The following is a 22560-nucleotide window of genomic DNA, read 5'->3' on the forward strand; positions in this document are numbered from 1 at the left end:
AAGAGAAGGCGCGAAATGACAAGTCGTTGGGGCAAATACCTACTGAGTGGAGTAATGATTGCCGTTCTGGCCGGTTGCCAATCTCGGCCAACCGATCGTGGGCAGCAATATAAAGATGGGCGTTTGGAGCATCCACTGGAGTTAGTGAATGAACCACACGCAACAGGTAAGCCAGTCAACGCCAAAGATTTCTCTGATCAGGTGAAAGTGATTAACCAATCTTCACCGGGTCTGTATAACCGCAACAGCAATACATTCAATGCGGTGGAAAATTGGATGTTAGCCGGAGCAGATACCAGTAAGTTAAGCCTGTTTGGTTTGAATGCTTATCAGATGGAGGGCGTGGATAATTTCGGTAATGTACAATTTACCGGTTACTACACGCCGGTGCTTCAGGCTCGCTATACCCCACAAGGCGAATTCCGCCATCCACTTTATCGCATGCCTGCTAAACGAAAAGGGCGTCTACCTGATCGTGCCGCTATATATGCAGGCGCATTGGATAGTAAAAATTTAGTTATCGCCTACACCAATTCGCTGGTAGATAACTTCATGATGGAGGTACAGGGAAGTGGATATGTTGATTATGGTGATGGGCGACCACTGACTTTCTTCGGCTATGCGGGGAAAAATGGTCATGCTTATCGCAGCATTGGCAAAGTGCTGATTGACCGTGGGGAAGTGGCCAAAGCGGATATGTCGATGCAAGCTATCCGTCATTGGGCTGAAACTCACAGTGAAGCTGAGGTCAGAGAGTTATTAGAGCAGAACCCATCCTTTGTTTTCTTCAAACCGGAAATGTATGCGCCGGTGAAGGGAGCCAGTGCTGTACCATTGATAGCCAAAGCCTCAGTTGCTTCTGATCGTTCACTGATTCCACCGGGCACAACACTGCTGGCCGAAGTTCCTTTATTGGATAATCAGGGTAAATTCACCGGCCAATATCAGATGCGCTTGATGGTGGCACTGGATGTCGGTGGCGCAATTAAAGGCCAACATTTTGATATTTATCAGGGGATTGGCCACGAAGCAGGGCAAGCTGCTGGCTTCTACAACCATTATGGCCGCGTTTGGGTGTTAAAAAATGCGCAAAGTAATGGGCCGCTGTTTACCGCTTATCAAAGTGGCAAAGCAACAGCTCAATCAGGCGATGGTTCTTCACTATTAGTCAGGAATCAAGGCCAGTAGGTTGCAGCTGATGTGATTGATTCTACTTTTTCTCAGGCGGCCAATTGGCCGCTTTTGTATTCGTATTATTTCTACAGGCTATAAAGGTAATAAGTTATGAAGGTAACAAGTCTATGAACACTGCCTATTCCGAAGCTTATCAACAGCGATTTGGTGGTATTGCACGCCTTTATGGGCAGCAAGCGCTGACACTTTTTTCGCAGGCGCATATTTGTGTTATCGGTATCGGTGGCGTGGGTTCATGGGCGGCAGAAGCACTGGCGCGTACAGGTATTGGTGCGATTACCTTGATTGATATGGATGATGTTTGCGTCACAAATACTAATCGTCAGATCCATGCTTTACGCAGCAATGTCGGGCAGGCTAAGACAGAAGTGATGGCAGAACGTATTTTAGCTATCAATCCTGAATGCCAAGTGACTTGTATTGATGATTTTATTACTGCGGATAATGTTGCCGAGCTTTTAGATAAAAACTTTAGCTATGTTATTGATGCTATTGATAGTGTTCGCCCCAAAGCAGCACTGCTGTCTTATTGTCGTCGATATAAAATCCCGGTAGTGACCACCGGTGGTGCCGGAGGGCAAATTGATCCGACTCGCATTGAGGTGGTGGATCTGGCGAAAACCATTCAGGATCCGTTAGCGGCGAAGTTACGTGAAAGGCTAAAAAGTGATTTTAACGTAGTGAAAAACAGCAAAGGCAAATTGGGAATCGACTGTGTGTTCTCCAGTGAGCCATTAGTTTACCCGCAAAGTGATGGTTCTGTGTGTGCATCGCGCAGCACTGCTGAAGGGCCGAAAAAGATGGATTGTACCTCCGGTTTTGGCTCGGCCACGATGGTCACCGCCACGTTTGGCTTTGTTGCGGTATCCCATGCATTGAAGAAAATGATGGCGAAAGCCGCCCGTCAAGGATAGTAACCATCATTGCACATATTTAGCCGCAATCTCCCGCACACCCTGCGCCAGCGCGTGTAAACCGCTGGCGCGCGAGGTACTTAATTGCTGCCGTAAGCCCAATTGGTCAAACAATGCCAAGGGATCTTCTGTCAGTACCTGCTGCGGGGTTCTGCCTTCCACGGCGGTCAGAATAACGGCCAGCAACCCACGAACAATGCGGCCTTCACTATCACCGTAGAAATGTAAACGACCATCTGGTAAGCGCTCATGACCCAGCCACACTCGGTTTTCACACCCCGTTAGCTCCAGTTCATTTTGTTTTAATGCTTCGGGCAAGGGCGGAAGTTCTTTGGCCAGCAGGATTAACTGGCGGTAGCGGTCTTCCCACTGTTTATGAGCACTGAATGTCTCAAGTAGATTAGCAGCAGTGATATCGTGACCAAATGGGTGTGGGGCAATCATCATTTTTTCTCTTATTAGCGATTAATCTTGTAATAATTCCAGGGCCTTAGCGATCGCCGTACACAAAGTTTCCACGTCGTTTTCTGTATTATAAGGCGCAAATGAAGCGCGCAGGCTACCGCTTATCCCCAATGCTGCCATTAATGGTTGAGCACAATGTTGTCCAGCGCGTAGCGCGATCCCTTGTTCTGCCAATAACGTCACTAAATCGCTGTGATGAACACCATCAAAAGTGAATGCTAACAAGCTTGATTGCTGGCAACGGAAGCTACGAAAACCGGGCAATTGAGCAAGTTTATTCTCCGCTAATGTCGCCAGGTTTTGGCTATAAGTTTCGGCTTCGTCCAGGTCTATGTGTTCGAGCCAACTGAGCACGGCCGATAAACCCATCACGCCAGCAATATTAGGAGTCCCAGCTTCAAAGCGATAGGGCACTTCGTGGGGAGTAAAACCGCCGAATGAGGCATGGGTTAGCATTTTACCGCCACCTTGCCAGGCGGGCATTTCTTTTAGCAGTTCAGATTTGCCATACAGTACGCCAATACCGGTTGGCCCATACAACTTGTGGGCGGAAAAAGCATAAAAATCAATATCAAGCGCTTGGACATCTGCTGGACTATGAACAATGCCTTGCGCTCCATCGACCATAACGATGCAGCCATGTTGATGGGCGAGTTCAATGGCTTCTGCTAATGGTGGACTACCGCCAGTCACATTAGACATCTGACCTAGCGCTAATATGCGGGTTTTATTGCTAAATAACTGCAGCAATAACGATAGGTTGGGCAGATGATCCAGATCGATCGGCAACTTAATGATTCGGGCACCCGTTTGTTCGGCAACCATTAGCCAGGGTATTAAGTTGGCATGGTGTTCTGCTTCGCTAACAATAATTTCATCCCCAGCTCGTAGGCGAGGGCGAGCATAACTTTGCGCTACCAGATTAATGGCTTCAGTGGTACCGCGCGTCCAAATGATATCTTCTGCGTCTGGCGCATTAATAAAGTCAGCTACCTGCTGGCGGGTTTCTTCAAAACGAGCAGTCAATGACAGCGCAGATTGATGTTGACTACGATGTACTGTTGCGGCGTCTTGCTGATAAAATAACTGTGTCGCTTCAATCATGGCGCGCGGTTTCAGGGCCGTCGCTGCGCTGTCCAGATAGATTATTTCATCGTTAATTGCCGGAAATTCCTGGCGAAAATCCGTTGGATTAAAAGACTTCATTCTGTTGTTCACATCCTTTGGTTCACTTCGGAACTGTCTCATTTTAGCCACAATTAGCACACTAATGGCTTTGGTGGCTGGCAATATGTCTCAAGCGGGTTATGCTAAATAGTAACGGACATAACCATTTGTCTGGTAATAGAAACGATTTTTTTAGCATTTTAATCTGCAAGGAGTCACCCATGAAAAAGACAGCTGCCGTAATCTCTGCACTTATGCTCACTTTTACCTTAGCAGCGTGTTCAAGCAACTACGTCATGCATACTAATGATGGTCGCACTATCGTTGCTGATGGTAAACCTAAAGTAGATGATGACACTGGGATGATAAGCTATACCGATGCCAATGGCACCGAACAGCAAATTAATCGTTCAGAAGTAAAAGAAATGGCTGAGGGCAAGTAGTTAAACTGCGAAGTTGTTCCCAAAAAGAAGCCTGATCTGGTTTAGATACCCGCTACAACAACTTAAATTTAAGCATAACTTTGTGCAAATCAAAGTGGCGCTTACATTTAGTTTTTGAAAAAAAATAAGCAGGCTCTGAAAATAAGGCCAAAAAAAAGCACCGCGAAAATAGCGGTGCTGCATAAAATCACTATGGACAGACAGGGTAAATGTACAGGAAGTGAAAAAAAACAGTAGCTTAGCTACTATGTCTGGCACACCAGACCATTTGCAAACACAACATCACAACCACAAAGCCAAAAGCAATTCAGTACCTGGATACTAAACCTACTTTTCGTTCCGGCTTGGGAAGTACCGCCACTATAGGTATTTGCTGGCGCATCCTCAACGGACAATTTATAATGTCTCGGATTACAAAAACTAATAAGTAAACAAAGGGTTTCATCTGAAGATGAGCCGTTATAAAAAAGTATCCAATTCATGTCAAAACGATTACCACCCCTGAACGCCCTGCGGGTCTTTGATGCGGCCGCACGTCACCTGAGTTTTACTAAAGCGGCTGATGAATTATTTGTCACGCAAGCTGCTGTTAGCCACCAGATAAAGTCACTGGAGGACTTTCTCGGACTAAAACTGTTCCGTCGGCGTAACCGTTCTTTGCTGCTGACGGAAGAAGGGCAGAGTTATTACCTCGATATCAAAGAGATTTTTACCTCCATCAATGAAGCCACTCGCAAATTGCAGGCACGTAGTGCTAAAGGTGCTCTGACCGTCAGTCTTCCCCCCAGTTTTGCTATCCAATGGTTGGTTCCTCGCCTTTCTGGGTTTAATGCGGCTTATCCGGGCATTGATGTCAGAATTCAGGCGGTAGACCGAGAAGAGGACAAGCTCGCTGATGATGTTGATGTGGCAATATTTTATGGTCGGGGAAATTGGACCGGTTTGCGTACTGAGCGCCTGTATGCCGAATTCTTGCTTCCAGTTTGTGCTCCCAGCTTACTAATGGGCGAGAATGGATTAAAAGTACCGGCAGATCTGGCTAATCACACTCTATTGCATGATACTTCCCGCCGAGATTGGATGGCGTATACCCGTCAATTGGGTGTACCGCAGATTAATGTGCAGCAAGGCCCAATATTCAGCCACAGTGCGATGGTGGTTCAGGCTGCTGTTCATGGTCAAGGTATTGCGTTGGTGAATAACGTTATGGCGCAATCTGAGATTGAAGCGGGTCGATTGGTGTGCCCATTTAGTGATGTGCTAGTGAGTAAAAATGCTTTTTATCTGGTTTGTCATGACAGTCAGGCAGAACTGGGTAAAATAGCCGCCTTTCGTCAGTGGATACTGGCAAGAGCGGCTAGCGAGCAGGAAAAGCTGCGCTTTCGCTACGAGAACTAATTTTAATTATTAGGCGATATTAATTTAAGGTTAATGGCGATGAATGGTCGTTTAATGCTGATATTTGCTGCCCTGAGCGGTTTTTTTTATGTTGCTTTCGGTGCCTTTGGCGCGCATGTATTGAGCGCCTCTTTGGGTGCGAATGAAATGGCTTGGATTCATACCGGGCTGGAGTATCAGGGATTCCATACGCTGGCTATCCTGGCACTCGCTGTTGCCATGCAACGGCAGATAAGTATCTGGTTTTACTGGAGTGGTGCCTTATTAGCACTCGGAATATTACTCTTTAGTGGCAGTTTATACTGCCTGGCTCTATCGCACCTGAAATTGTGGGTATATATCACGCCAGTGGGTGGAGTATGTCTTCTGGCGGGATGGATTTTGATGTTGATTGGCGCGCTGCGTCTAAGAAGAAGGGCAGAACGCCATGAATAATAAAATTGCTTTATATTGCCGCTCAGGTTTTGAGAAAGAGTGTGCGGCGGAAATTACCGCCAAAGCAGCACAGCTCGAAATCTTTGGTTTCGCTCGGGTAAAAGAAAATAGCGGTTATGTGCTGTTTGAATGTTATCAGTTGGAAGATGCGGATCGTTTGATTCGTGAAGTGCCATTCCGCGAATTGATTTTCGCCCGCCAAATGATGGTTGTGGGTGAGCTACTGAAAGATCTACCGCCAGAAGATCGCGTATCGCCAATTGTTGGTATGTTAACCGGTGTTGTCGAGAAAGCCGGTGAACTGCGGGTTGAAGTTGCTGATACCAATGAAAGCAAAGAATTACTTAAGTTTTGCCGTAAGTTGACGGTGCCGTTGCGTAATGCTATGCGTGAGCAAAAAATTCTTTCTGCTCGTGAGAATCCTCATCGGCCAGTGGTGCATGTATTCTTTATTGCATCGGGTTGTTGTTATGTTGGTTATTCTTATAGCAACAATAACTCTCCGTTCTATATGGGGATCCCGCGCCTTAAGTTCCCATCTGATGCACCAAGCCGTTCAACCCTTAAACTCGAAGAAGCTTTTCATGTGTTTATCCCCGCAGACGAATGGGAAGAGCGTTTAGCCAGTGGTATGCATGCTGTCGATTTAGGAGCTTGCCCCGGTGGTTGGACTTATCAGTTAGTGCAACGCAGCATGATGGTTCAGGCCATTGATAATGGCTTGATGGCACAAAGCTTGATGGATACCGGGCAGGTGACACACCATCGCGTAGACGGTTTTAAATATGAGCCTACACGTAGCAATATTTACTGGTTAGTGTGCGATATGGTGGAAAAACCGGCTAAAGTCACCCAACTTATTATTAAATGGCTGGTCAATGGTTGGTGTCGTGAGGCGATTTTTAACCTGAAGTTACCGATGAAAAAGCGTTTTGAAGTTGTTTCGGAAAACCTGGAAATGATTGATGAACAGCTAAAAGAAAATGGCATTAATGCCCATATTCAGGCTAAGCAGCTCTACCATGATCGCGAAGAAGTTACGGTGCATGTGCGGCGTATTTGGTCTGGTGTGCCGGGCCGTCGTGATGAGCGTTTTTAAAATTTGGTGATTGATATATACCCTAAATAATTCGAGTTGTAGGAAGGCCACAAGGGAGAGAACTCCGATGAGCTTACTGTCGTAAGTGATTCGACTTATTGAGCGTAGCTAACGCACACGCAGCTTGAAGTATGACGGGTATACACGTAAGGGGCCGGTTGGCCCCTTAGTATTTTATATTGATATCATCGATTTAAACGTAGTTGCTGCAAGTTGCCACTTAATGGCAAATCAGTTTTCAGTGTCGCTATTTGTTTGCAAATAAAGGCCATTTCCTGATGCTGTTGCAACTTTTTACGCCATTTCTCTGGCACCGAGTCTAGCTCCTGATAGAGTCCCTCCAGGCTACTGGCTTGTTGCAATAACAGCGCGGCAGTTTTTGCTCCAATACCGGCGACTCCCGGAATTTTACTGCTACTGATCCCCGCGAGCCCCCAGTAGTCAGGCAATTGGTGTGGTAAAACGCCAAACTCCTGCTTGACGAATGGCATATCCAACCAGCGTTTTTGGAAGTAATCGCGAATCTGAACATTAGGTGTCAACAGTTGGCAATAGCCTTTGTCGGTTGACACAATCGTGACCTGATGCCCGGCCCCACCAATTTTTATTGCCAATGTGGCAGCAAGGTCATCAGCTTCATTGCCCGGCGAACTCCAGCAATTAACCCCTAATGAGTGAAATGCTTCACGGATCAGCGGCATTTCTTGTTGCAGATTCTCTGGCATTGGCGAGCGGCCCGCTTTGTAATCAGGCAGAGATTGATGACGCCAGCTGTCCGAGCGGTCATCTTCATCAAAAACGGCGACTGCATGGGTTGGCTGGCTATGTGAAATAAGCTGTTGTAACGCATGCTGACAAGCATTAATACAAGGTGAACCTTGTACTGCATGAATGCGACGAATCAGATTAAGGGCATCAACAATAAGAAGGTGGATTTGCATGAACGGTCTTAAAACCTATCCCATAAGGGCTATTTTATTGGCCCTGCTTTGCTATAACGAGCGAGGCTGACGGTGCTCAAACAACCTTCAGGTAGCGCCAGTCGGAAGCCCGTACCAGCGCTATCACTGAGAGTTATTTATTCTTTAACTACAGATTTCATAGCAAGGTGTATAAGCACTGCCGGGTAACTTCATCCGTTGCTGGATAATAAAACCTTGTAACAGCTGGTCCATATGTTTCATTAGTTGAGGATCACCATGCAACTTGAATGGCCCGTGAGCTTCAATGGCATGGATACCTACTTCTTTGACGTTACCCGCAACAATGCCGGAGAAAGCGCGACGCAATGCAGCAGCCAGCTTCTCTGGGGGTTGATTGTGGGACAAGTCCAGGTTGGCCATGTTCTCATGAGTCGGCTCAAAGGGATGTTGCAAATCCTGCTCGATACGCATAGACCAGTTGAAACTATAAGCGTCACCGGTATTACGGCGATTTTCTTTCACCAATGGCATCGCTTTTTTCATCTGACGAGCGACTTCATCCGGGTCATCAATAATTATCTGGTAGTATTTGCGTGCTTCATCGCCCAGAGTGTTCATTATGAATTCATCCACAACTCTGAAGTAATCTGCACTCTCTTTTGGCCCTGTCAGGATCAGGGGTAAAACCTGCTCCTTATTATTCGGATTCATCAGAATACCTAACAAATAGAGCAACTCTTCTGCGGTTCCCACGCCACCAGGGAAAATAATGATGCCATGAGCAATACGCACAAAGGCTTCTAGCCGTTTTTCAATGTCTGGCATGATAATCAGTTCATTGACTAACGGGTTTGGTGGCTCTGCAGCAATAATTGATGGTTCGGTCATACCAATAAAGCGGCCTTGTTTGTAACGTTGTTGGGCATGACCCACCGCGGCACCTTTCATCGGTGCTTCCATGGCTCCAGGCCCACAGCCGGTGCAGATATTCAATTCACGCAACCCCAACTGGCTGCCGACTTTACGGGCATACAAATATTCGGTTTCATTGATTGAATGGCCGCCCCAGCACACAATCATATTCGGATCTTCATCAAGATGTAGGGCGCGGGCATTACGCAAAATTGAAAAAACCAAATTGGTCAAATGGTTAGAGCTTTCCATGTTCAGGTGTTGGAAACGCTCGGCGTTTACGATTTGACCATTAACAAACAGAATGTCACGTAAGACCGCAAACAAGTTTGCCTGCAAAGAGCGAATAATTTTACCATCAACAAAAGCATGCTCTGGTGGGTTAACCAGTTCGAGTTTTACACCGCGTTCGCGGCGCAGCACATTAATATCAAAGGTTTCATAGCGAGATAAAAGCTCTTTGCTGTTATCCGTCAGACTACCTGAGTTAAGAACAGCCAATGAGCAATTACGGAATAAACGGTACAGATCACTACTGGCTGTACGTTTGAGCATATCCACTTCGAACTGTGATAACAGATCCATTGAGCCGAGTGGGCTGACATGTGTAATCAAAGTTACTCCTTTACACCCCTAAGGGTGGTAATGCCTATGTATCAGAGCGCTGCTTTCTGTTTTCCGTGGAATATCAGAGAGACCACTAAGTATCTATTACTGATTTTCATACTGAAAATAGCATGAGGAACCTATAATTCACCTTAACGTCGTCGCTCACGTTTTGCCAATACTAACGTGCTGTTGTTGATAAAGTTGCGCAGGTGTACGCATTTATTGTCGCGCCAGGCGGCTGGTCAATGGCACAAAATCAGTATTGGAACGCCATGGATTGATATCCAGTCCTCCGCGACGGGTATAGCGCGCATAAACGGATAGTCTCTCAGGCTGACAGAAACGCATAATGTCATTAAAAATGCGTTCGACGCATTGTTCATGAAACTCATTATGATGGCGGAAAGAGACCAGATAGCGCAGCAAGGCTTCTCGGTTAATCTGTGGGCCACTGTAGCTTATTTGGACAGAACCCCAATCTGGCTGGTGGGTTATCAGACAGTTGGATTTTAGCAAGTGGCTGACCAGGCTCTCTGTTACGCGGTTTTTTCCTGCTGCACCTTGTAGATAATCGGCACTGAATTCATAACTGTCGATACAGATATCTTGCTCATCCAGACATTCTCCCGAGAAGTTGGCTATCGGTTGATGTGTCATTTCATACAGACGGTATAGGGTGACACTCACTTCTCCTTGGGCACAGGCGCATAAATCCTGTTGCAAAGTAGTGCGTACACTTTCCCAGTCAGTAAACGCTGTTTGGTTGAAACTGTTGAGATAAAGTTTAAAGCTTTTTGACTCAATGAGATTAACGCTATCAGCATTTAGGCTAATTTCACCTACAGCAACTTGTGGTAAGCCCTTACTGTTTAGCCAGGATAGCTCATATAACGTCCAGATATCAGCGCCATGAAAGGGTAGACTATCTGGATATAAACCGAGAGGTTCGCGGTTCATACTGCGTGGCACGGCTTGCAATAAGGTCACGTCATAGTGATCGCAATATGCGGTGGGTTTGCCCAGCGTCAGTTCCGCCAGAGCCTTGTGGTCTTGATATGAAGACATGCTGTTCCCATGATGAGAGAAAGGTACAATAGCTGTAGTTTATCAATTAATGCCGCGTTTAACTGCATTTCTAAGTAGGGTAACGTCTTTACCTTGGTGCAGTGCAAGCCGCCGCGATACAGAGAATAAGAATGGATCAGAACGTTTCAACGGCACTCAAGAGCTTTACTCAGCGCTATATTGACTTATGGCAACAGCAAACCGGGCGGCCACCTGCCAGTGAGGAGCTCTATGGGGTTCCTTCTCCCTGTAATATAGAAACTAAAGATAATCAGGTGTTCTGGTTGCCGCAGCCTTTTGTTGGTGAAGCTAATCTTGCCAATGTTGAACGGGCATTGGAGATTCAGCTTCATCCAGATATCCATGAGTTTTATACCCAGCAATATGCCGGGGATATGAAAGCTGATTTAGGTGATCACCGTTTCACCTTGCTTCAGGTCTGGAGCGAAGACGATTTCATTCGTTTGCAGGAAAATCTCATTGGTCATTTGGTGACACAGAAAAGACTGAAACTCTCGCCAACGCTGTTTTTAGCAACAACGGAATCGGAAATGACCATGGCCTCTCTGTGTAATGTGAGTGGCAATGTGGTGTTAGAGGAGTTTGGTCGCGGCAAACGAACATTACTAGCATCGACTCTTGCTCATTTTCTGGATGCATTACGTCCTGTATTTCCTGAATAAAGATAAAATTATTGCCCATTCCAGCACAGCCCGTGTGAGAGATGTCTCACACGGGCTGTGAGAGATCACTTCTATTCTTTTTATGTGAAATTATTGTATTAGATTTATCTTCAATAAAATCACTTTGTTATAAACATTCATTTTTTTATATATAAAAGCATCCTCCTAATTCTTCTTACAGTATCTTGCCTCTCTTTGTCGATTAAGCGATCCTTTACTCGCCCGATAGGATCTGGCGGAAAGGACGGTATCAGGATGGTGCCACTTCAGGATGAAGGACTCAGGGACTGCTTAGGATGAGTGAAGGGATGTTTCAGGAAGAAACAAAGGACACCTCCAGGATGGAGATTGAGAGCCAGTTCAGGATGATTGGCGGGTTAGGATAACTTCAGGATTGGCACTGTGATGGTGTAGGACAACGCGACGGATTGCTGGTTAGGATAACCACACGGAAAAGTTTTCAAGGATTGAGCAGGGAGCATCACTTTTAGCTGGATTGCTATGAAACGAATAGAGGGGTACTGGTAAAACAGTACCCCTTTTTTTATCCATATTTTGCTCAATCTACTCCAGTCGTCTAGGGTGTGAGTTTGGGCATCTTGTTCTTCAATGGTATGCTTGGCCGCCGTTGAACCAGCCCGGTGAATGGTTATTTTTTGGTTGAGAGCATAATCATGAATACAGAAAATCAGGTGCGCCAGAGCCTACAAAATATCGAGCTTGCCATGCGGGCAATTGATCTTTGGCAAACAGTTCCGCCACAAGCAGAGGCTTTTGAAAGTAATGAGCCTTTTAGCATTGATACTATGGATGCTGAGCAGTGGTTACAATGGGTACTTATCCCTCGGATGTATGCATTGTTGGAATCGAAAGGGCCACTTCCCACGCGTTTTGCTATTACACCTTATTTTGAAGAAGCGCTGACTGGCGAGGATAGCCCGGATTGCACTTTGCTGCTGGTAGAATTACAGCGTCTCGATGACCTGCTGAATAAAGAAAATCACTAATGCTGGAAATACTCTATCAAGACGAACATATAGTTGCGGTAAATAAACCTGCTGGCTGGTTAGTTCACCGTAGTTGGCTGGATAGCAATGAAACCGTATTTGTCATGCAAACGGTACGTGATCAAATTGGTCAGCATGTTTATACCGTTCATCGTCTGGACCGTCCGACATCGGGTGTACTGCTGATGGCGCTGTCTAGCGATGTAGCTCGTACCCTTTCGTTGCAATTTGAACAACATCAGATTCAGAAAACCTATCATGCGGTCGTTCGTGGATATGTGCTAGAAGATGGCACTATTGATTATGAGATGACTGAAGAACTAGACAAGATTGCGGATAAATTTGCTCGCCCCGATAAAGCACCACAGCCTTCAGTTACCCATTATCAGGCTTTGGCTCAAGTGGAAGTGCCCATTGCCATCGGGCGCTATGATACTTCGCGCTTTAGTTTAATGGAGCTAAAACCAGAAACGGGCCGCAAACATCAACTTCGTCGGCATATGGCGCATATTCGCCATCCAATCATTGGTGACAGTGCCCACGGCGATCTGCGTCAGAATCGTGGGATCGCAGAGCATTTTGATTGCTCGCGGCTCATGCTTCATGCCAGCCATTTACATCTGAATCATCCCGTGACCGGAGAACCGCTCAGTTTGACGGCGCGTTGGGATGAATCCTGGCAACAACTGATGTCACATTTTGGTTGGCTGGGTATTGTCCCTCATCTTGAAAGGGTTGAGTTTGCAGCAACGGCGAGTCAGGATAGTGCGTAATTTTTCTCGTTAAAAGGACAACTTTTTATGGCTCAGGTCGGAATTTTTGTCGGCACTGTGTACGGTAACTCACTCTTAGTTGCAGAAGAGGCCGAGAGTATACTGAAAGAACAAGGGCATGAGGTCAAAGTGTTTGATGAGGGCACTTTAGAGGCCTGGCAGTATTATCGTCAACATTATGCTCTGGTGGTGACATCGACAACCGGGCAGGGTGATTTCCCAGACAGCATTGCTTCGCTCTTCATTGCCGTGCGTGATCAGGTTGGATTCCAACCTGAATTGCGCTATGGCATCATTGCGTTAGGTGACAGCAGTTATGATAATTTTTGTGGAGCCGGGCGCGCATTTGATGAATTATTACAAGAGCAGGGTGCGACGAGAATTGGCGAAAGGCTAGAGATTGATGCCATTGAACATCCTGAGCCAGAGGTGGTTTCGGCTTCGTGGGTGGAGCAGTGGGGCCGTCTACTTATTTAGGGTATTAATCCTTTACTCATGAAGTTGCAGGTGAGAGCGATGTTTATTCACCTGCAACACCAATGACTTTAGTGATACAACCTGCTTAGCGGCCGTTGGTCAGTTTTTCCAGGTCAGCTTCAATTTCAGCAATCTTATTGGTCACTACACTTTCTAAATGACGCAAGTCATCCAGAATCTTACGTTTCAAATCAACTTCAACTTGATCGCGTTTGCACAGTTGATCAAGTTCATCAATGACATAGCGTAGATTTGGGTTGATTTCATTGATTTCTTTATAGCCATGGCCTGCATTATCAGCAACCACAGTTTTGCGTTGGCGTGGGTATTTGAACTTCACACTCTTAGCAAAAAATTCACCTTTATCTTTGCGGAAGTAAATTTTCAGAATGTCGTTATTGGCCTCCTGACGCAGGCTATAGCGATCGACATCTTCTGGTTGTGTGATTCCTAAGCTTTTCAGATTGTCATACATAGCGCCATCCTTATAGGTATATATTCCACAGTTTATGATTATGACGGTAATTTTCGCCAAAAAATGTGATTAACTCACAAGGCAAAAAAATAGCGGGGGATTAGCCCGCTATCTTCAATCTTAGTCGATGGTGCGTAATAACTCATTGATACCGACTTTTCCACGGGTTTTCGCATCCACTTTCTTCACGATAACCGCACAGTACAGGCTGTAGCTACCGTCTTTTGATGGCAGATTACCTGAAACGACGACAGAGCCTGCCGGAACGCGACCATAATGAATTTCGCCCGTTTCACGATCATAAATACGGGTGCTTTGACCGATAAATACGCCCATGGAAATAACCGAGCCTTCTTCAACGATAACCCCTTCGACCACCTCTGAACGTGCGCCGACAAAGCAGTTGTCTTCGATAATGGTCGGGTTAGCTTGCAGTGGCTCCAACACGCCACCAATGCCAACACCGCCAGACAAGTGAACATTCTTACCGATTTGTGCGCAAGAACCCACAGTTGCCCATGTGTCGACCATGGTGCCTTCATCAACAAAGGCGCCGATATTAACGTAGGAAGGCATTAGTACAGTATTGCGCGCAATGAATGCACCCTTACGCACGGTTGCCGGTGGTACGACACGGAAACCTTCACGTTGAAAACGGGCTTCATCGTAGCCAGCAAACTTCATTGGGACTTTATCGTAGTAACGCGTTTCTGCACCTTCCATGACTTGATTGTCATTGATGCGGAAAGATAGCAGCACGGCTTTTTTCAGCCACTGATGGGTAACCCACTGACCGTCAATCTTTTCTGCAACCCGCAGGGCACCGGTATCCAGTAAATCAATTACATGGTTAATCGCTTCGCGCGTGACGGTATCAACATTTGCGGGAGTGATATCTGCACGGCGTTCGAAAGCGGTTTCAATAACGTTCTGTAGTTGCTGCATCCTGTTCTCTTTCCTGATGTTTTTACCCTTTGCTTGAAGCCATTGCAATGTGAGCAATAACGTCAATGATCTTGGGTGGTCGATTGTAAGAAAATTAATGACTAAAAAGTTATTTGTATCACAGTTTATCGTTTGGATTGAGGGTATCTGTCAACCGTTGTGCTAATTCTCGACGCGTTTCAATGCTTAAAGCACGGCGATCCTTATCAGCTAACACAAATAAATCCTCAACACGCTCGCCGATTGTGGTGATACGCGCACTATGCAGTGATAACCCTAAATCAGCGAAAATGTCACCGACGCGTGCCAGTAAGCCCGGCTGGTCTAGAGCAATAAGCTCCAGATAAGTCCGGCGTTCGTTATGTGTTGGTAAGAAATTGGTTTCAGTCGGGACACTGAAATGGCGTAATTTGGGCGATAAACGTCTCACCCGTGGGTGTTGATAGTTTTGTCGAGTCATCGCTTGCTGCATGGCATGGATGATAATAGGGTGCCTATCTTGCGCTAATGGGCTGCCATCAGGTTCCAATACAATGAAGGTATCCATCGCCATGCCATCTCGGTTGGTAAAAATCTGTGCGTCATGGACACTCAGGTTGCGGCGATCCAACTCACCCACCACAGCGGCAAACAATGACGGGCGATCAGGGCACCAGATAAAGATTTCGGTCCCACCACGAGTAGCCTGGCGGCTTACCAGTACCAATGGTTTGGTTGAGTCATGTTCCAGTAAATGGCGAGCATGCCAGGCCAATTGATTGGGTGAATGGCGCAGGAAATAATCCGCTCGACAGCGGCTCCAGATATGGTGCAGCGCTTCTTCATCAATATTATCCATGCGCAGCAGTGCCAACGCCTGAAGCCGATGATGACGGACGCGTTCGCGTAAGTCTGGGCTGTTTTGCATACCGCGACGCAGCTGTTTCTCTGTGGCGAAATAAAGTTCGCGCAACAGGCTTTGTTTCCAGCTATTCCACAGGTTTTCATTGGTGGCACAAATATCAGCTACTGTCAGGCTGACTAAATAGCGCAAGCGAGTTTCACTTTGTACTTCTGCCGAAAATTGCTGTATCACCGCTGGATCTTGAATATCACGACGTTGAGCGGTGACTGACATCAATAAATGGCAACGGACTAGCCAGGCAACGAGCTGGGCCTCGCGTGAGTTCAGCCCATGCTGTTCGGCAAATTCCAGTACATCGTGCGCGCCCAATATTGAATGGTCACCCCCACGCCCTTTGGCAATATCATGGAACAGCGCCGCGAGCAGCAATAGTTCAGGCTGAGGTAAGCGCGGATAAAGCTCGACACAAAGAGGGTGGCGTGGGCGGGTGGTTTCATCCGCGAAACTTTCGAGTTTAAGTAACACTCGAATTGTGTGTTCATCAACGGTATAAGCATGAAACAGGTCAAACTGCATCTGCCCGACAATACTGCCCCACTGCGGCATATAAGCCCACAGCACGCTGTGGCGATGCATAGGTAATAGCGCTCGGGAAACCGCACCCGGATGGCGTAAAATAGCCATAAACAGTTTGCGTGCTTCAGGGATATTACATAATGGCTGCTTCAGGTGACGACGGGCATGGCGTAAACGGCGTACCGTGGTGGAGTAAATACCTTTAATTTCCTGATTGCGCACCATAAGATAAAACATACGCATAATGGCTTCAGGTTTCTCAACAAAGAGATTTTCATCACGCAAATCGATTAAATCGCCACGTAACTGAAATTCATCATCCAGCGGCCGTGGTTTCTCATTGGCATCTAGCGCTAATATGGCTTCATCAAATAGCTGCAACAGCATGTTGTTCAGCTCACTGACCCGACGAGTCATACGATAAAAATCTTTCATCATGCGTTCGACCGGCTCATTCCCTTCACCTTGATATTGCAAAAGTTGGGCAACACTCAGTTGGCGGTCAAACAGCAGGCGGTTATCGTAGCGGGTTAGTACCAAATGCAAGGCAAAGCGGATTCGCCACAAAAAACTTTGGCTTTCAATCAGTTCGTTGCGCTCAGCTTTAGTGAGAAAACCAAAATCAACCATCTCACTCAACGATGTCGCACCAAAATGGCGACGGGCAACCCACTGAAGAGTATGAATATCCCTCAATCCACCGGGGCTGCTTTTAATATCCGGCTCCAGATTATAACTGGTGCCGTGATAACGTTTATGCCGCTCTTGTTGCTCCACCACTTTGGCATGAAAAAATTTTGGCGAGGGCCAGAAGTTGTCGCTGAAAATATGTTTTTGCATCTGTAGGAATAGAGCAACGTCGCCACAAATGAGGCGCGATTCAATCATATTGGTAGCAACGGTGAGGTCAGCCAAGCCTTCCAGCAAACACTCTTCCAGAGTGCGCACACTGTGGCCGACTTCCAGTTTCAGATCCCAGAGTAAGGTGATCAACTGGCCGACGCGCTGTGCATGCTCGTCATTGAGGCGCTGTTTGGACAGAATCAGCACATCAATATCTGATAGCGGGTGCAGCTCGCCACGGCCGTAGCCACCGACGGCGACCAGCGCGGTTTCTGGCACGTCATCGAAGCCATAGAATGTCCACAGTCGGCTTAACAGGCGATCAATGTAATCACTGCGTGCAGCAATTAATGTCTCCGCGCTGATTCCGCCATTAAATGCATCAGCCAACCAGGACTGGAAATCCTCTAGCCGATGCTTGAGTTCTGGACAATTAAGCTGGCTATCAAGATAGGTAGTCGGTGATGCGGGCTGCTCAGGAATGACCTTCGTTACCGCGGGTGGTACAGAGTGCTCGGTGTGATTGTCAGACATATGTTTACCTGGTAAAAGACGCAGCCCATAAAAAAGCCGGCTGCTGCCGGCTTATCATTATTACTCGTGCGTTATGATGTTGGGGATGGTGTCATCCTTGCGCAACGTCATTATTTCGCAGCCGTTATCAGTTACCACAATAGTATGCTCATACTGTGCCGACAAGCTGCGATCTTTAGTTTTTACTGTCCAACCGTCTTTCATGGTACGAATCCGGTAATCGCCAGCATTGACCATTGGTTCAATGGTAAAAGCCATACCCGTTTGCAGCACGACACCACCGTCATCAGCATCATAGTGCAGAACCTGTGGCTCCTCATGGAAACCCTCACCAATGCCGTGACCACAATATTCACGTACTACTGAGAAGTTTTCTGCTTCTACAAACTTCTGGATCTCTTTACCCAAAGTGCGCAGACGGATACCCGGCTTAACCATTTTGATAGCCAGATAGAGGCTCTCTTGTGTCACACGGCACAAGCGTTCACCAAGAATGGTCGGCTTACCGACAATAAACATTTTTGATGTGTCGCCATGAAAACCATCTTTAATCACGGTAACGTCGATATTGACGATATCGCCATCTTTCAGAACTTTTTCGTCACTTGGAATACCGTGGCAAATGACTTCATTCACTGAAATACAAACTGATTTTGGAAAGCCGTGATAACCGAGACAAGCTGAAATGGCTTGCTGGTGGTTGGTGATATGGTCGTGACAAATACGATCAAGCTCACCGGTAGTGACGCCTGGTTTTACGTGAGGCTCAATGATTTCCAGCACTTCAGCAGCCAAGCGGCCAGCAACGCGCATTTTTTGAATATCTTCAGGTGTTTTGATTGAGATTGCCATGCAAAAGTGTCCGTAGGGGCTATGAATGACCAGCCGCCGTTAGTAAATATAGATATGAATAAGCAGGTGAATATCGATTAATAAAAAATCTGTTGCTAATGGTACCAGCCCAGCAATTTGCTGCCAAACTTTCGTTTGCAGTGACAACATTAAATACAACAAAAGTTGGTGTGTTGTGGCTGTTTATGGTATAAAGCGCGCCGGCGAACCGCACTCTCTTCCTGGACATGTTCTGGCTAGAAGGCGTTGTTTAGTCGAGTAATACCAATCGCACTCATTGTGTAAATAACACACACGTGTCGACACATACGCCGGGGTGCCCTAAAGTTTTTGATTATCATCAATCGCTTATGGGGTCGGCGTTATGGGACACGTGGAGGCATAACCCCAACTGATACTATAGAGGTTTTAATCATGGCAACTGTTTCCATGCGCGACATGCTCCAGGCCGGTGTTCACTTCGGTCACCAGACCCGTTACTGGAACCCGAAAATGAAGCCTTTCATCTTCGGCGCACGTAACAAAGTTCACATCATCAACCTGGAAAAGACCGTACCATTGTTCAATGAAGCTCTGGCTGAATTGAAAAAGATCTCTTCCCGTAAAGGTAAGATCTTGTTCGTTGGTACTAAACGTGCAGCAAGCGAAGCGGTAAAAGAAGCTGCCAACAACTGCGACCAGTTCTTCGTGAACCATCGCTGGTTGGGCGGGATGCTGACTAACTGGAAAACTGTTCGTCAGTCCATCAAACGTTTGAAAGATTTGGAAATCCAGTCTCAAGACGGCACCTTTGATAAGCTGACCAAAAAAGAAGCGCTGATGCGTACTCGTGAACTGAACAAGCTGGAAAACAGCCTGGGCGGTATCAAAGACATGGGCGGCTTACCAGACGCACTGTTCGTTGTTGATGCTGATCACGAACACATCGCTATCAAAGAAGCTAACAACCTGGGTATCCCGGTATTCTCTATCGTTGATACTAACTCCGATCCCGATGGCGTTGACTTCATCATCCCAGGTAACGATGACGCAATCCGTGCAGTTAAACTGTACCTGAATGCTGTTGCTGATGCCGTCAAGGAAGGTCGTTCTCAAGATCTGGCCGTTCAAGCGGAAGAAAGCTTCGTAGAAGCTGAATAATAAGTCAGGCTCGTTGTGAGCCCTTATTAACCAGGTATTGAAATATGTTGGTTAGGGGGCCTTTTATAGGCCCCCTTTGCGTATCTAATGTGAGATCTTGTTTTCACAAGAGAACCGAGGAAATTGAAATGGTTGCTATTACCGCTGCTTTGGTAAAAGAACTGCGTGAGCGTACTGCCGCAGGCATGATGGAATGTAAAAAGGCGCTGGTTGAAGCTAACGGCGACATCGAGCTTGCCATCGACAATATGCGTAAGTCTGGTCAGGCTAAAGCTGCCAAGAAAGCAGGCCGTATCGCTGCTGAAGGTATCATCCTGGCTAAAGTATCAGCCGACGGTAAATTCGGTGTGATTCTGGAGCTGAACTGCGAAACTGACTTCGTTGCTAAAGATGCTGGCTTCAAAGCATTCGGCGAAGAAGTTATCAATGCAGCTCTGGCTGACAAAATCACTGATATCGACGTTCTGAAAGCTAAGTTTGAAGAACAACGCGCTAACCTGGTTGCTAAAATCGGTGAGAACATCAACATTCGTCGTGTTGCTGCTCTGGAAGGCGATGTTCTGGGTACTTATCTGCACGGCGCACGTATCGGTGTTATGGTTGCGGCAACTGGCGCTGATGAAGAGCTGGTTAAGCACATTGCTATGCACATCGCTGCAAGCAAGCCTGAATACGTTAAGCCAGAAGATGTACCTGCTGAAGTTGTTGCTCGCGAGCACCAAATCCAGTTGGACATCGCTATCGAATCCGGCAAGCCACGTGAAATTGCTGAGAAGATGGTTGAAGGCCGTATGCGTAAGTTCACCGGTGAAGTTTCTCTGACTGGTCAGAACTTCGTTATGGACCCAAGCAAAACGGTTGGCGATCTGTTGAAAGAGCACAACGCTGACGTTGTAAACTTCATCCGCTTCGAAGTGGGCGAAGGCATTGAGAAAGTTGAGACTGACTTTGCTGCTGAAGTTGCAGCAATGAGCAAACAGTCTTAATGCTAAAAATGGGGCCGCCATCAGGCGGTTCCATTTTATCCATTCGATACCCGTTATACTTCAAGCTACAGGTGCGTTGACTGCTGTCGTTCACCTTGGTCACTTACTGATGTAAGCGACTGAGAACTGGCTCAGTTATCGTCTCCCAGCAACTCGAATTATCTAGGGTATAAACTTGGTCAGATCAGTTTTCAACGCCCCAAATTGCTTTGAACCCTGGCGATCAAGTCTCCAATATTATTACTGCTGCTTAGGACAGAACACCATGGCAACCAATGCAAAACCCGTATATCAGCGTATCCTGCTTAAGCTTAGTGGCGAAGCCCTGCAAGGTGCAGAAGGTTTTGGTATCGACGCAAGCGTTTTGGATCGCATGGCTCAAGAAGTGAAAGAGCTAGTCGAATTGGGCATTCAGGTCGGTGTGGTGATTGGTGGTGGTAACTTATTCCGCGGTGCCGGTCTGGCACAAGCTGGGATGAACCGTGTAGTGGGCGACCACATGGGAATGCTGGCTACCGTAATGAACGGCCTGGCAATGCGAGATGCACTGCACCGTGCCTATGTGAACGCCCGCCTGATGTCTGCTATTCCACTTAATGGTGTGTGTGATAATTACAGCTGGGCCGAAGCAATCAGCCTGCTACGTCACAACCGTGTGGTTATTTTTGCTGCGGGTACGGGTAACCCATTCTTCACAACAGATTCAGCGGCTTGTTTGCGTGGTATCGAAATTGAAGCTGATGTTGTGTTGAAAGCAACAAAAGTCGATGGGGTTTACTCCGCAGATCCAGTGAAAAATCCTGACGCAACACTGTACGAACAGTTAACCTATCAGGACGTTTTAGAACGTGAGTTGAAAGTTATGGACCTGGCAGCGTTTACTTTGGCCCGTGACCACAACTTACCCATTCGTGTTTTTAACATGAATAAACCTGGCGCTTTACGTCGCGTGGTAATGGGTGAGAATGAAGGGACGCTGATCACCAAAGAAGCGGCAGCTGTGACTAAATAAGTGACTTCCCGTACTATCAGGGGCATCTGGATTGAACGCTCGCCCCTCTAGCCAGCAACTGTTGGTTTGTATATTCACCGGCTATACTTAAGTTATGGCCTGACAAGTAACCAGTTTTCAAGGGTTCACAACGTGATTAACGAAATTAGAAAAGATACCGAAGTACGCATGGAGAAATGCTTAGAAGTCTTCCAGAACCATATTAGTAAGATTCGTACTGGTCGCGCTTCTCCAAGCATTCTTGATGGCATTCAGGTTGAGTATTATGGCACCGCTACGCCATTGCGCCAGTTGGCTAACATCGTTGTTGAAGACTCCCGTACTCTGGCGTTGACCGTCTTTGACCGCAGCCTGAGCGCCGCTGTTGAGAAAGCGATCATGACCTCTGATTTAGGTCTGAATCCTTCTTCTGCGGGTACTGTTATTCGTGTTCCACTGCCAGCATTGACTGAAGAGCGTCGTAAGGACTTGATTAAAGTTGTTCGCGCAGAAGCAGAGCAAGGCCGTGTCTCTATCCGTAACGTGCGTCGCGATGCAAACGAAAAAGTGAAAGCTTTGTTGAAAGACAAAGAGATCAGTGAAGATGAAGATCGTCGCTCTCAAGATGATATACAAAAGCTGACCGATGCTTTCATCAAGAAAGTTGATGCAGCATTGGCGGCCAAAGAAACCGAGTTGATGGATTTCTAATCTTTGCCGACAACAACATAGCGTCGCTTAGGCGGCGCTTTGTTTTAGCAGGTTCAATATTTTATTAGATTGATGCCGCGCCTATCATAGTACCCTAAA

Annotated in this window: 23 protein-coding genes; 14 read left to right on the forward strand and 9 right to left on the reverse strand. The window is 46.8% G+C overall.

Annotated elements, in window-relative coordinates:
* Window positions 1-15: 15 nt before the first annotated feature.
* On the forward strand, window positions 16-1188 hold the full coding sequence (gene mltA / locus ACF3VQ_RS04370) for a murein transglycosylase A (RefSeq protein WP_392433554.1): 1173 nt from the start codon (window positions 16-18) through the stop codon (window positions 1186-1188).
* Window positions 1189-1301: 113 nt separating this feature from the next.
* Window positions 1302-2108, forward strand: coding sequence for a tRNA cyclic N6-threonylcarbamoyladenosine(37) synthase TcdA (gene tcdA, locus ACF3VQ_RS04375; protein ID WP_392433555.1), 807 nt, complete (start codon window positions 1302-1304; stop codon window positions 2106-2108).
* Between the two features lie 6 nt (window positions 2109-2114).
* Here tcdA and csdE read toward each other — a convergent pair whose 3' ends face one another.
* The gene (gene csdE, locus ACF3VQ_RS04380) at window positions 2115-2555 is read right to left on the reverse strand and encodes a cysteine desulfurase sulfur acceptor subunit CsdE (RefSeq protein ID WP_392433556.1); all 441 of its coding nucleotides are present in this window, start codon (window positions 2553-2555) and stop codon (window positions 2115-2117) included.
* Between the two features lie 18 nt (window positions 2556-2573).
* On the reverse strand, window positions 2574-3779 hold the full coding sequence (gene csdA, locus ACF3VQ_RS04385; RefSeq protein WP_392433557.1) for a cysteine desulfurase CsdA: 1206 nt from the start codon (window positions 3777-3779) through the stop codon (window positions 2574-2576).
* Between the two features lie 182 nt (window positions 3780-3961).
* Here csdA and ACF3VQ_RS04390 point away from each other — a divergent pair, with 182 nt between their 5' ends.
* The 4 genes from ACF3VQ_RS04390 to rlmM all read left to right on the forward strand — a co-directional run bounded on the left by ACF3VQ_RS04390 (window position 3962) and on the right by rlmM (window position 7115).
* A complete protein-coding gene (locus ACF3VQ_RS04390; protein WP_032820367.1) occupies window positions 3962-4183 on the forward strand; it encodes a YgdI/YgdR family lipoprotein in 222 nt (73 codons plus the stop codon).
* Between the two features lie 480 nt (window positions 4184-4663).
* Complete coding sequence (locus ACF3VQ_RS04395) at window positions 4664-5581, forward strand: transcriptional regulator GcvA (RefSeq protein ID WP_005166353.1); 918 nt, start codon at window positions 4664-4666, stop codon at window positions 5579-5581.
* 39 nt (window positions 5582-5620) lie between these two features.
* Window positions 5621-6016 carry a DUF423 domain-containing protein gene (locus tag ACF3VQ_RS04400; RefSeq protein WP_392433558.1) on the forward strand — a complete coding sequence of 132 codons (396 nt, stop codon included), beginning with the start codon at window positions 5621-5623 and terminating at the stop codon, window positions 6014-6016.
* The gene (rlmM, locus tag ACF3VQ_RS04405) at window positions 6009-7115 is read left to right on the forward strand and encodes a 23S rRNA (cytidine(2498)-2'-O)-methyltransferase RlmM (protein ID WP_005173248.1); all 1107 of its coding nucleotides are present in this window, start codon (window positions 6009-6011) and stop codon (window positions 7113-7115) included. Before ACF3VQ_RS04400 ends, rlmM begins: the two co-directional genes overlap by 8 nt.
* Window positions 7116-7300: 185 nt before the next feature.
* Here rlmM and xni read toward each other — a convergent pair whose 3' ends face one another.
* From xni to queF, 3 genes are all read right to left on the reverse strand, one after another.
* Window positions 7301-8056 (reverse strand): flap endonuclease Xni, encoded by a 756-nt coding sequence (gene xni / locus ACF3VQ_RS04410; RefSeq protein WP_392433559.1) that lies wholly within the window; start codon window positions 8054-8056, stop codon window positions 7301-7303.
* 144 nt (window positions 8057-8200) lie between these two features.
* On the reverse strand, window positions 8201-9565 hold the full coding sequence (gene ppnN / locus ACF3VQ_RS04415; RefSeq protein WP_392433560.1) for a nucleotide 5'-monophosphate nucleosidase PpnN: 1365 nt from the start codon (window positions 9563-9565) through the stop codon (window positions 8201-8203).
* A 213-nt stretch (window positions 9566-9778) separates the two neighbouring features.
* On the reverse strand, window positions 9779-10624 hold the full coding sequence (gene queF / locus ACF3VQ_RS04420) for an NADPH-dependent 7-cyano-7-deazaguanine reductase QueF (protein WP_392433561.1): 846 nt from the start codon (window positions 10622-10624) through the stop codon (window positions 9779-9781).
* A gap of 131 nt (window positions 10625-10755) precedes the next feature.
* Between queF and syd the strand changes: the two genes are divergently transcribed.
* The 4 genes from syd to ACF3VQ_RS04440 all read left to right on the forward strand — a co-directional run bounded on the left by syd (window position 10756) and on the right by ACF3VQ_RS04440 (window position 13564).
* Window positions 10756-11307 carry a SecY-interacting protein gene (gene syd / locus ACF3VQ_RS04425; RefSeq protein WP_392433562.1) on the forward strand — a complete coding sequence of 184 codons (552 nt, stop codon included), beginning with the start codon at window positions 10756-10758 and terminating at the stop codon, window positions 11305-11307.
* 674 nt (window positions 11308-11981) lie between these two features.
* A complete protein-coding gene (locus ACF3VQ_RS04430; RefSeq protein ID WP_392433563.1) occupies window positions 11982-12314 on the forward strand; it encodes a YqcC family protein in 333 nt (110 codons plus the stop codon).
* The gene (gene truC / locus ACF3VQ_RS04435) at window positions 12314-13087 is read left to right on the forward strand and encodes a tRNA pseudouridine(65) synthase TruC (protein ID WP_392433564.1); all 774 of its coding nucleotides are present in this window, start codon (window positions 12314-12316) and stop codon (window positions 13085-13087) included. Before ACF3VQ_RS04430 ends, truC begins: the two co-directional genes overlap by 1 nt.
* Before the next feature lie 27 nt (window positions 13088-13114).
* Window positions 13115-13564, forward strand: a complete 450-nt coding sequence (locus ACF3VQ_RS04440; RefSeq protein ID WP_392433565.1) for a flavodoxin — start codon at window positions 13115-13117, stop codon at window positions 13562-13564.
* Between the two features lie 85 nt (window positions 13565-13649).
* Here ACF3VQ_RS04440 and ACF3VQ_RS04445 read toward each other — a convergent pair whose 3' ends face one another.
* From ACF3VQ_RS04445 to map, 4 genes are all read right to left on the reverse strand, one after another.
* On the reverse strand, window positions 13650-14039 hold the full coding sequence (locus tag ACF3VQ_RS04445) for a DUF3461 family protein (protein ID WP_004391709.1): 390 nt from the start codon (window positions 14037-14039) through the stop codon (window positions 13650-13652).
* A gap of 120 nt (window positions 14040-14159) precedes the next feature.
* Window positions 14160-14984, reverse strand: a complete 825-nt coding sequence (dapD, locus tag ACF3VQ_RS04450) for a 2,3,4,5-tetrahydropyridine-2,6-dicarboxylate N-succinyltransferase (protein WP_004391708.1) — start codon at window positions 14982-14984, stop codon at window positions 14160-14162.
* Window positions 14985-15102: 118 nt separating this feature from the next.
* On the reverse strand, window positions 15103-17781 hold the full coding sequence (glnD, locus tag ACF3VQ_RS04455; protein ID WP_392433566.1) for a bifunctional uridylyltransferase/uridylyl-removing protein GlnD: 2679 nt from the start codon (window positions 17779-17781) through the stop codon (window positions 15103-15105).
* A gap of 60 nt (window positions 17782-17841) precedes the next feature.
* Entirely contained in the window at window positions 17842-18633 is a 792-nt protein-coding gene (gene map, locus ACF3VQ_RS04460) for a type I methionyl aminopeptidase (RefSeq protein ID WP_016266399.1), read from the reverse strand.
* A 414-nt stretch (window positions 18634-19047) separates the two neighbouring features.
* On the opposite strand from map, the gene rpsB reads away from it, so the two are divergent.
* The 4 genes from rpsB to frr all read left to right on the forward strand — a co-directional run bounded on the left by rpsB (window position 19048) and on the right by frr (window position 22461).
* Window positions 19048-19773: a 30S ribosomal protein S2 gene (gene rpsB / locus ACF3VQ_RS04465; protein ID WP_005164055.1), complete on the forward strand. Its 726-nt coding sequence runs from the start codon at window positions 19048-19050 to the stop codon at window positions 19771-19773.
* Window positions 19774-19901: 128 nt separating this feature from the next.
* The gene (gene tsf / locus ACF3VQ_RS04470) at window positions 19902-20759 is read left to right on the forward strand and encodes a translation elongation factor Ts (RefSeq protein WP_392433567.1); all 858 of its coding nucleotides are present in this window, start codon (window positions 19902-19904) and stop codon (window positions 20757-20759) included.
* 265 nt (window positions 20760-21024) lie between these two features.
* Entirely contained in the window at window positions 21025-21771 is a 747-nt protein-coding gene (gene pyrH, locus ACF3VQ_RS04475) for a UMP kinase (RefSeq protein WP_392433568.1), read from the forward strand.
* Window positions 21772-21903: 132 nt separating this feature from the next.
* The gene (gene frr / locus ACF3VQ_RS04480) at window positions 21904-22461 is read left to right on the forward strand and encodes a ribosome recycling factor (RefSeq protein WP_005164052.1); all 558 of its coding nucleotides are present in this window, start codon (window positions 21904-21906) and stop codon (window positions 22459-22461) included.
* Window positions 22462-22560 lie beyond the last annotated feature (99 nt).

Source organism: Yersinia fenwicki (assembly GCF_043099325.1).
Classification (GTDB): Bacteria; Pseudomonadota; Gammaproteobacteria; order Enterobacterales; family Enterobacteriaceae; genus Yersinia.

Coding starts and splice junctions, on each gene's coding strand:
- mltA (WP_392433554.1), top strand. CDS start 16: ATGACAAGTCGTTGGGGCAAATACCTACTGAGTGGAGTAATGATTGCC.
- tcdA (WP_392433555.1), top strand. CDS start 1,302: ATGAACACTGCCTATTCCGAAGCTTATCAACAGCGATTTGGTGGTATT.
- csdE (WP_392433556.1), bottom strand. CDS start 2,555: ATGATGATTGCCCCACACCCATTTGGTCACGATATCACTGCTGCTAAT.
- csdA (WP_392433557.1), bottom strand. CDS start 3,779: ATGAAGTCTTTTAATCCAACGGATTTTCGCCAGGAATTTCCGGCAATT.
- ACF3VQ_RS04390 (WP_032820367.1), top strand. CDS start 3,962: ATGAAAAAGACAGCTGCCGTAATCTCTGCACTTATGCTCACTTTTACC.
- ACF3VQ_RS04395 (WP_005166353.1), top strand. CDS start 4,664: ATGTCAAAACGATTACCACCCCTGAACGCCCTGCGGGTCTTTGATGCG.
- ACF3VQ_RS04400 (WP_392433558.1), top strand. CDS start 5,621: ATGAATGGTCGTTTAATGCTGATATTTGCTGCCCTGAGCGGTTTTTTT.
- rlmM (WP_005173248.1), top strand. CDS start 6,009: ATGAATAATAAAATTGCTTTATATTGCCGCTCAGGTTTTGAGAAAGAG.
- xni (WP_392433559.1), bottom strand. CDS start 8,056: ATGCAAATCCACCTTCTTATTGTTGATGCCCTTAATCTGATTCGTCGC.
- queF (WP_392433561.1), bottom strand. CDS start 10,624: ATGTCTTCATATCAAGACCACAAGGCTCTGGCGGAACTGACGCTGGGC.
- syd (WP_392433562.1), top strand. CDS start 10,756: ATGGATCAGAACGTTTCAACGGCACTCAAGAGCTTTACTCAGCGCTAT.
- ACF3VQ_RS04430 (WP_392433563.1), top strand. CDS start 11,982: ATGAATACAGAAAATCAGGTGCGCCAGAGCCTACAAAATATCGAGCTT.
- truC (WP_392433564.1), top strand. CDS start 12,314: ATGCTGGAAATACTCTATCAAGACGAACATATAGTTGCGGTAAATAAA.
- ACF3VQ_RS04440 (WP_392433565.1), top strand. CDS start 13,115: ATGGCTCAGGTCGGAATTTTTGTCGGCACTGTGTACGGTAACTCACTC.
- ACF3VQ_RS04445 (WP_004391709.1), bottom strand. CDS start 14,039: ATGTATGACAATCTGAAAAGCTTAGGAATCACACAACCAGAAGATGTC.
- dapD (WP_004391708.1), bottom strand. CDS start 14,984: ATGCAGCAACTACAGAACGTTATTGAAACCGCTTTCGAACGCCGTGCA.
- glnD (WP_392433566.1), bottom strand. CDS start 17,781: ATGTCTGACAATCACACCGAGCACTCTGTACCACCCGCGGTAACGAAG.
- map (WP_016266399.1), bottom strand. CDS start 18,633: ATGGCAATCTCAATCAAAACACCTGAAGATATTCAAAAAATGCGCGTT.
- rpsB (WP_005164055.1), top strand. CDS start 19,048: ATGGCAACTGTTTCCATGCGCGACATGCTCCAGGCCGGTGTTCACTTC.
- tsf (WP_392433567.1), top strand. CDS start 19,902: ATGGTTGCTATTACCGCTGCTTTGGTAAAAGAACTGCGTGAGCGTACT.
- pyrH (WP_392433568.1), top strand. CDS start 21,025: ATGGCAACCAATGCAAAACCCGTATATCAGCGTATCCTGCTTAAGCTT.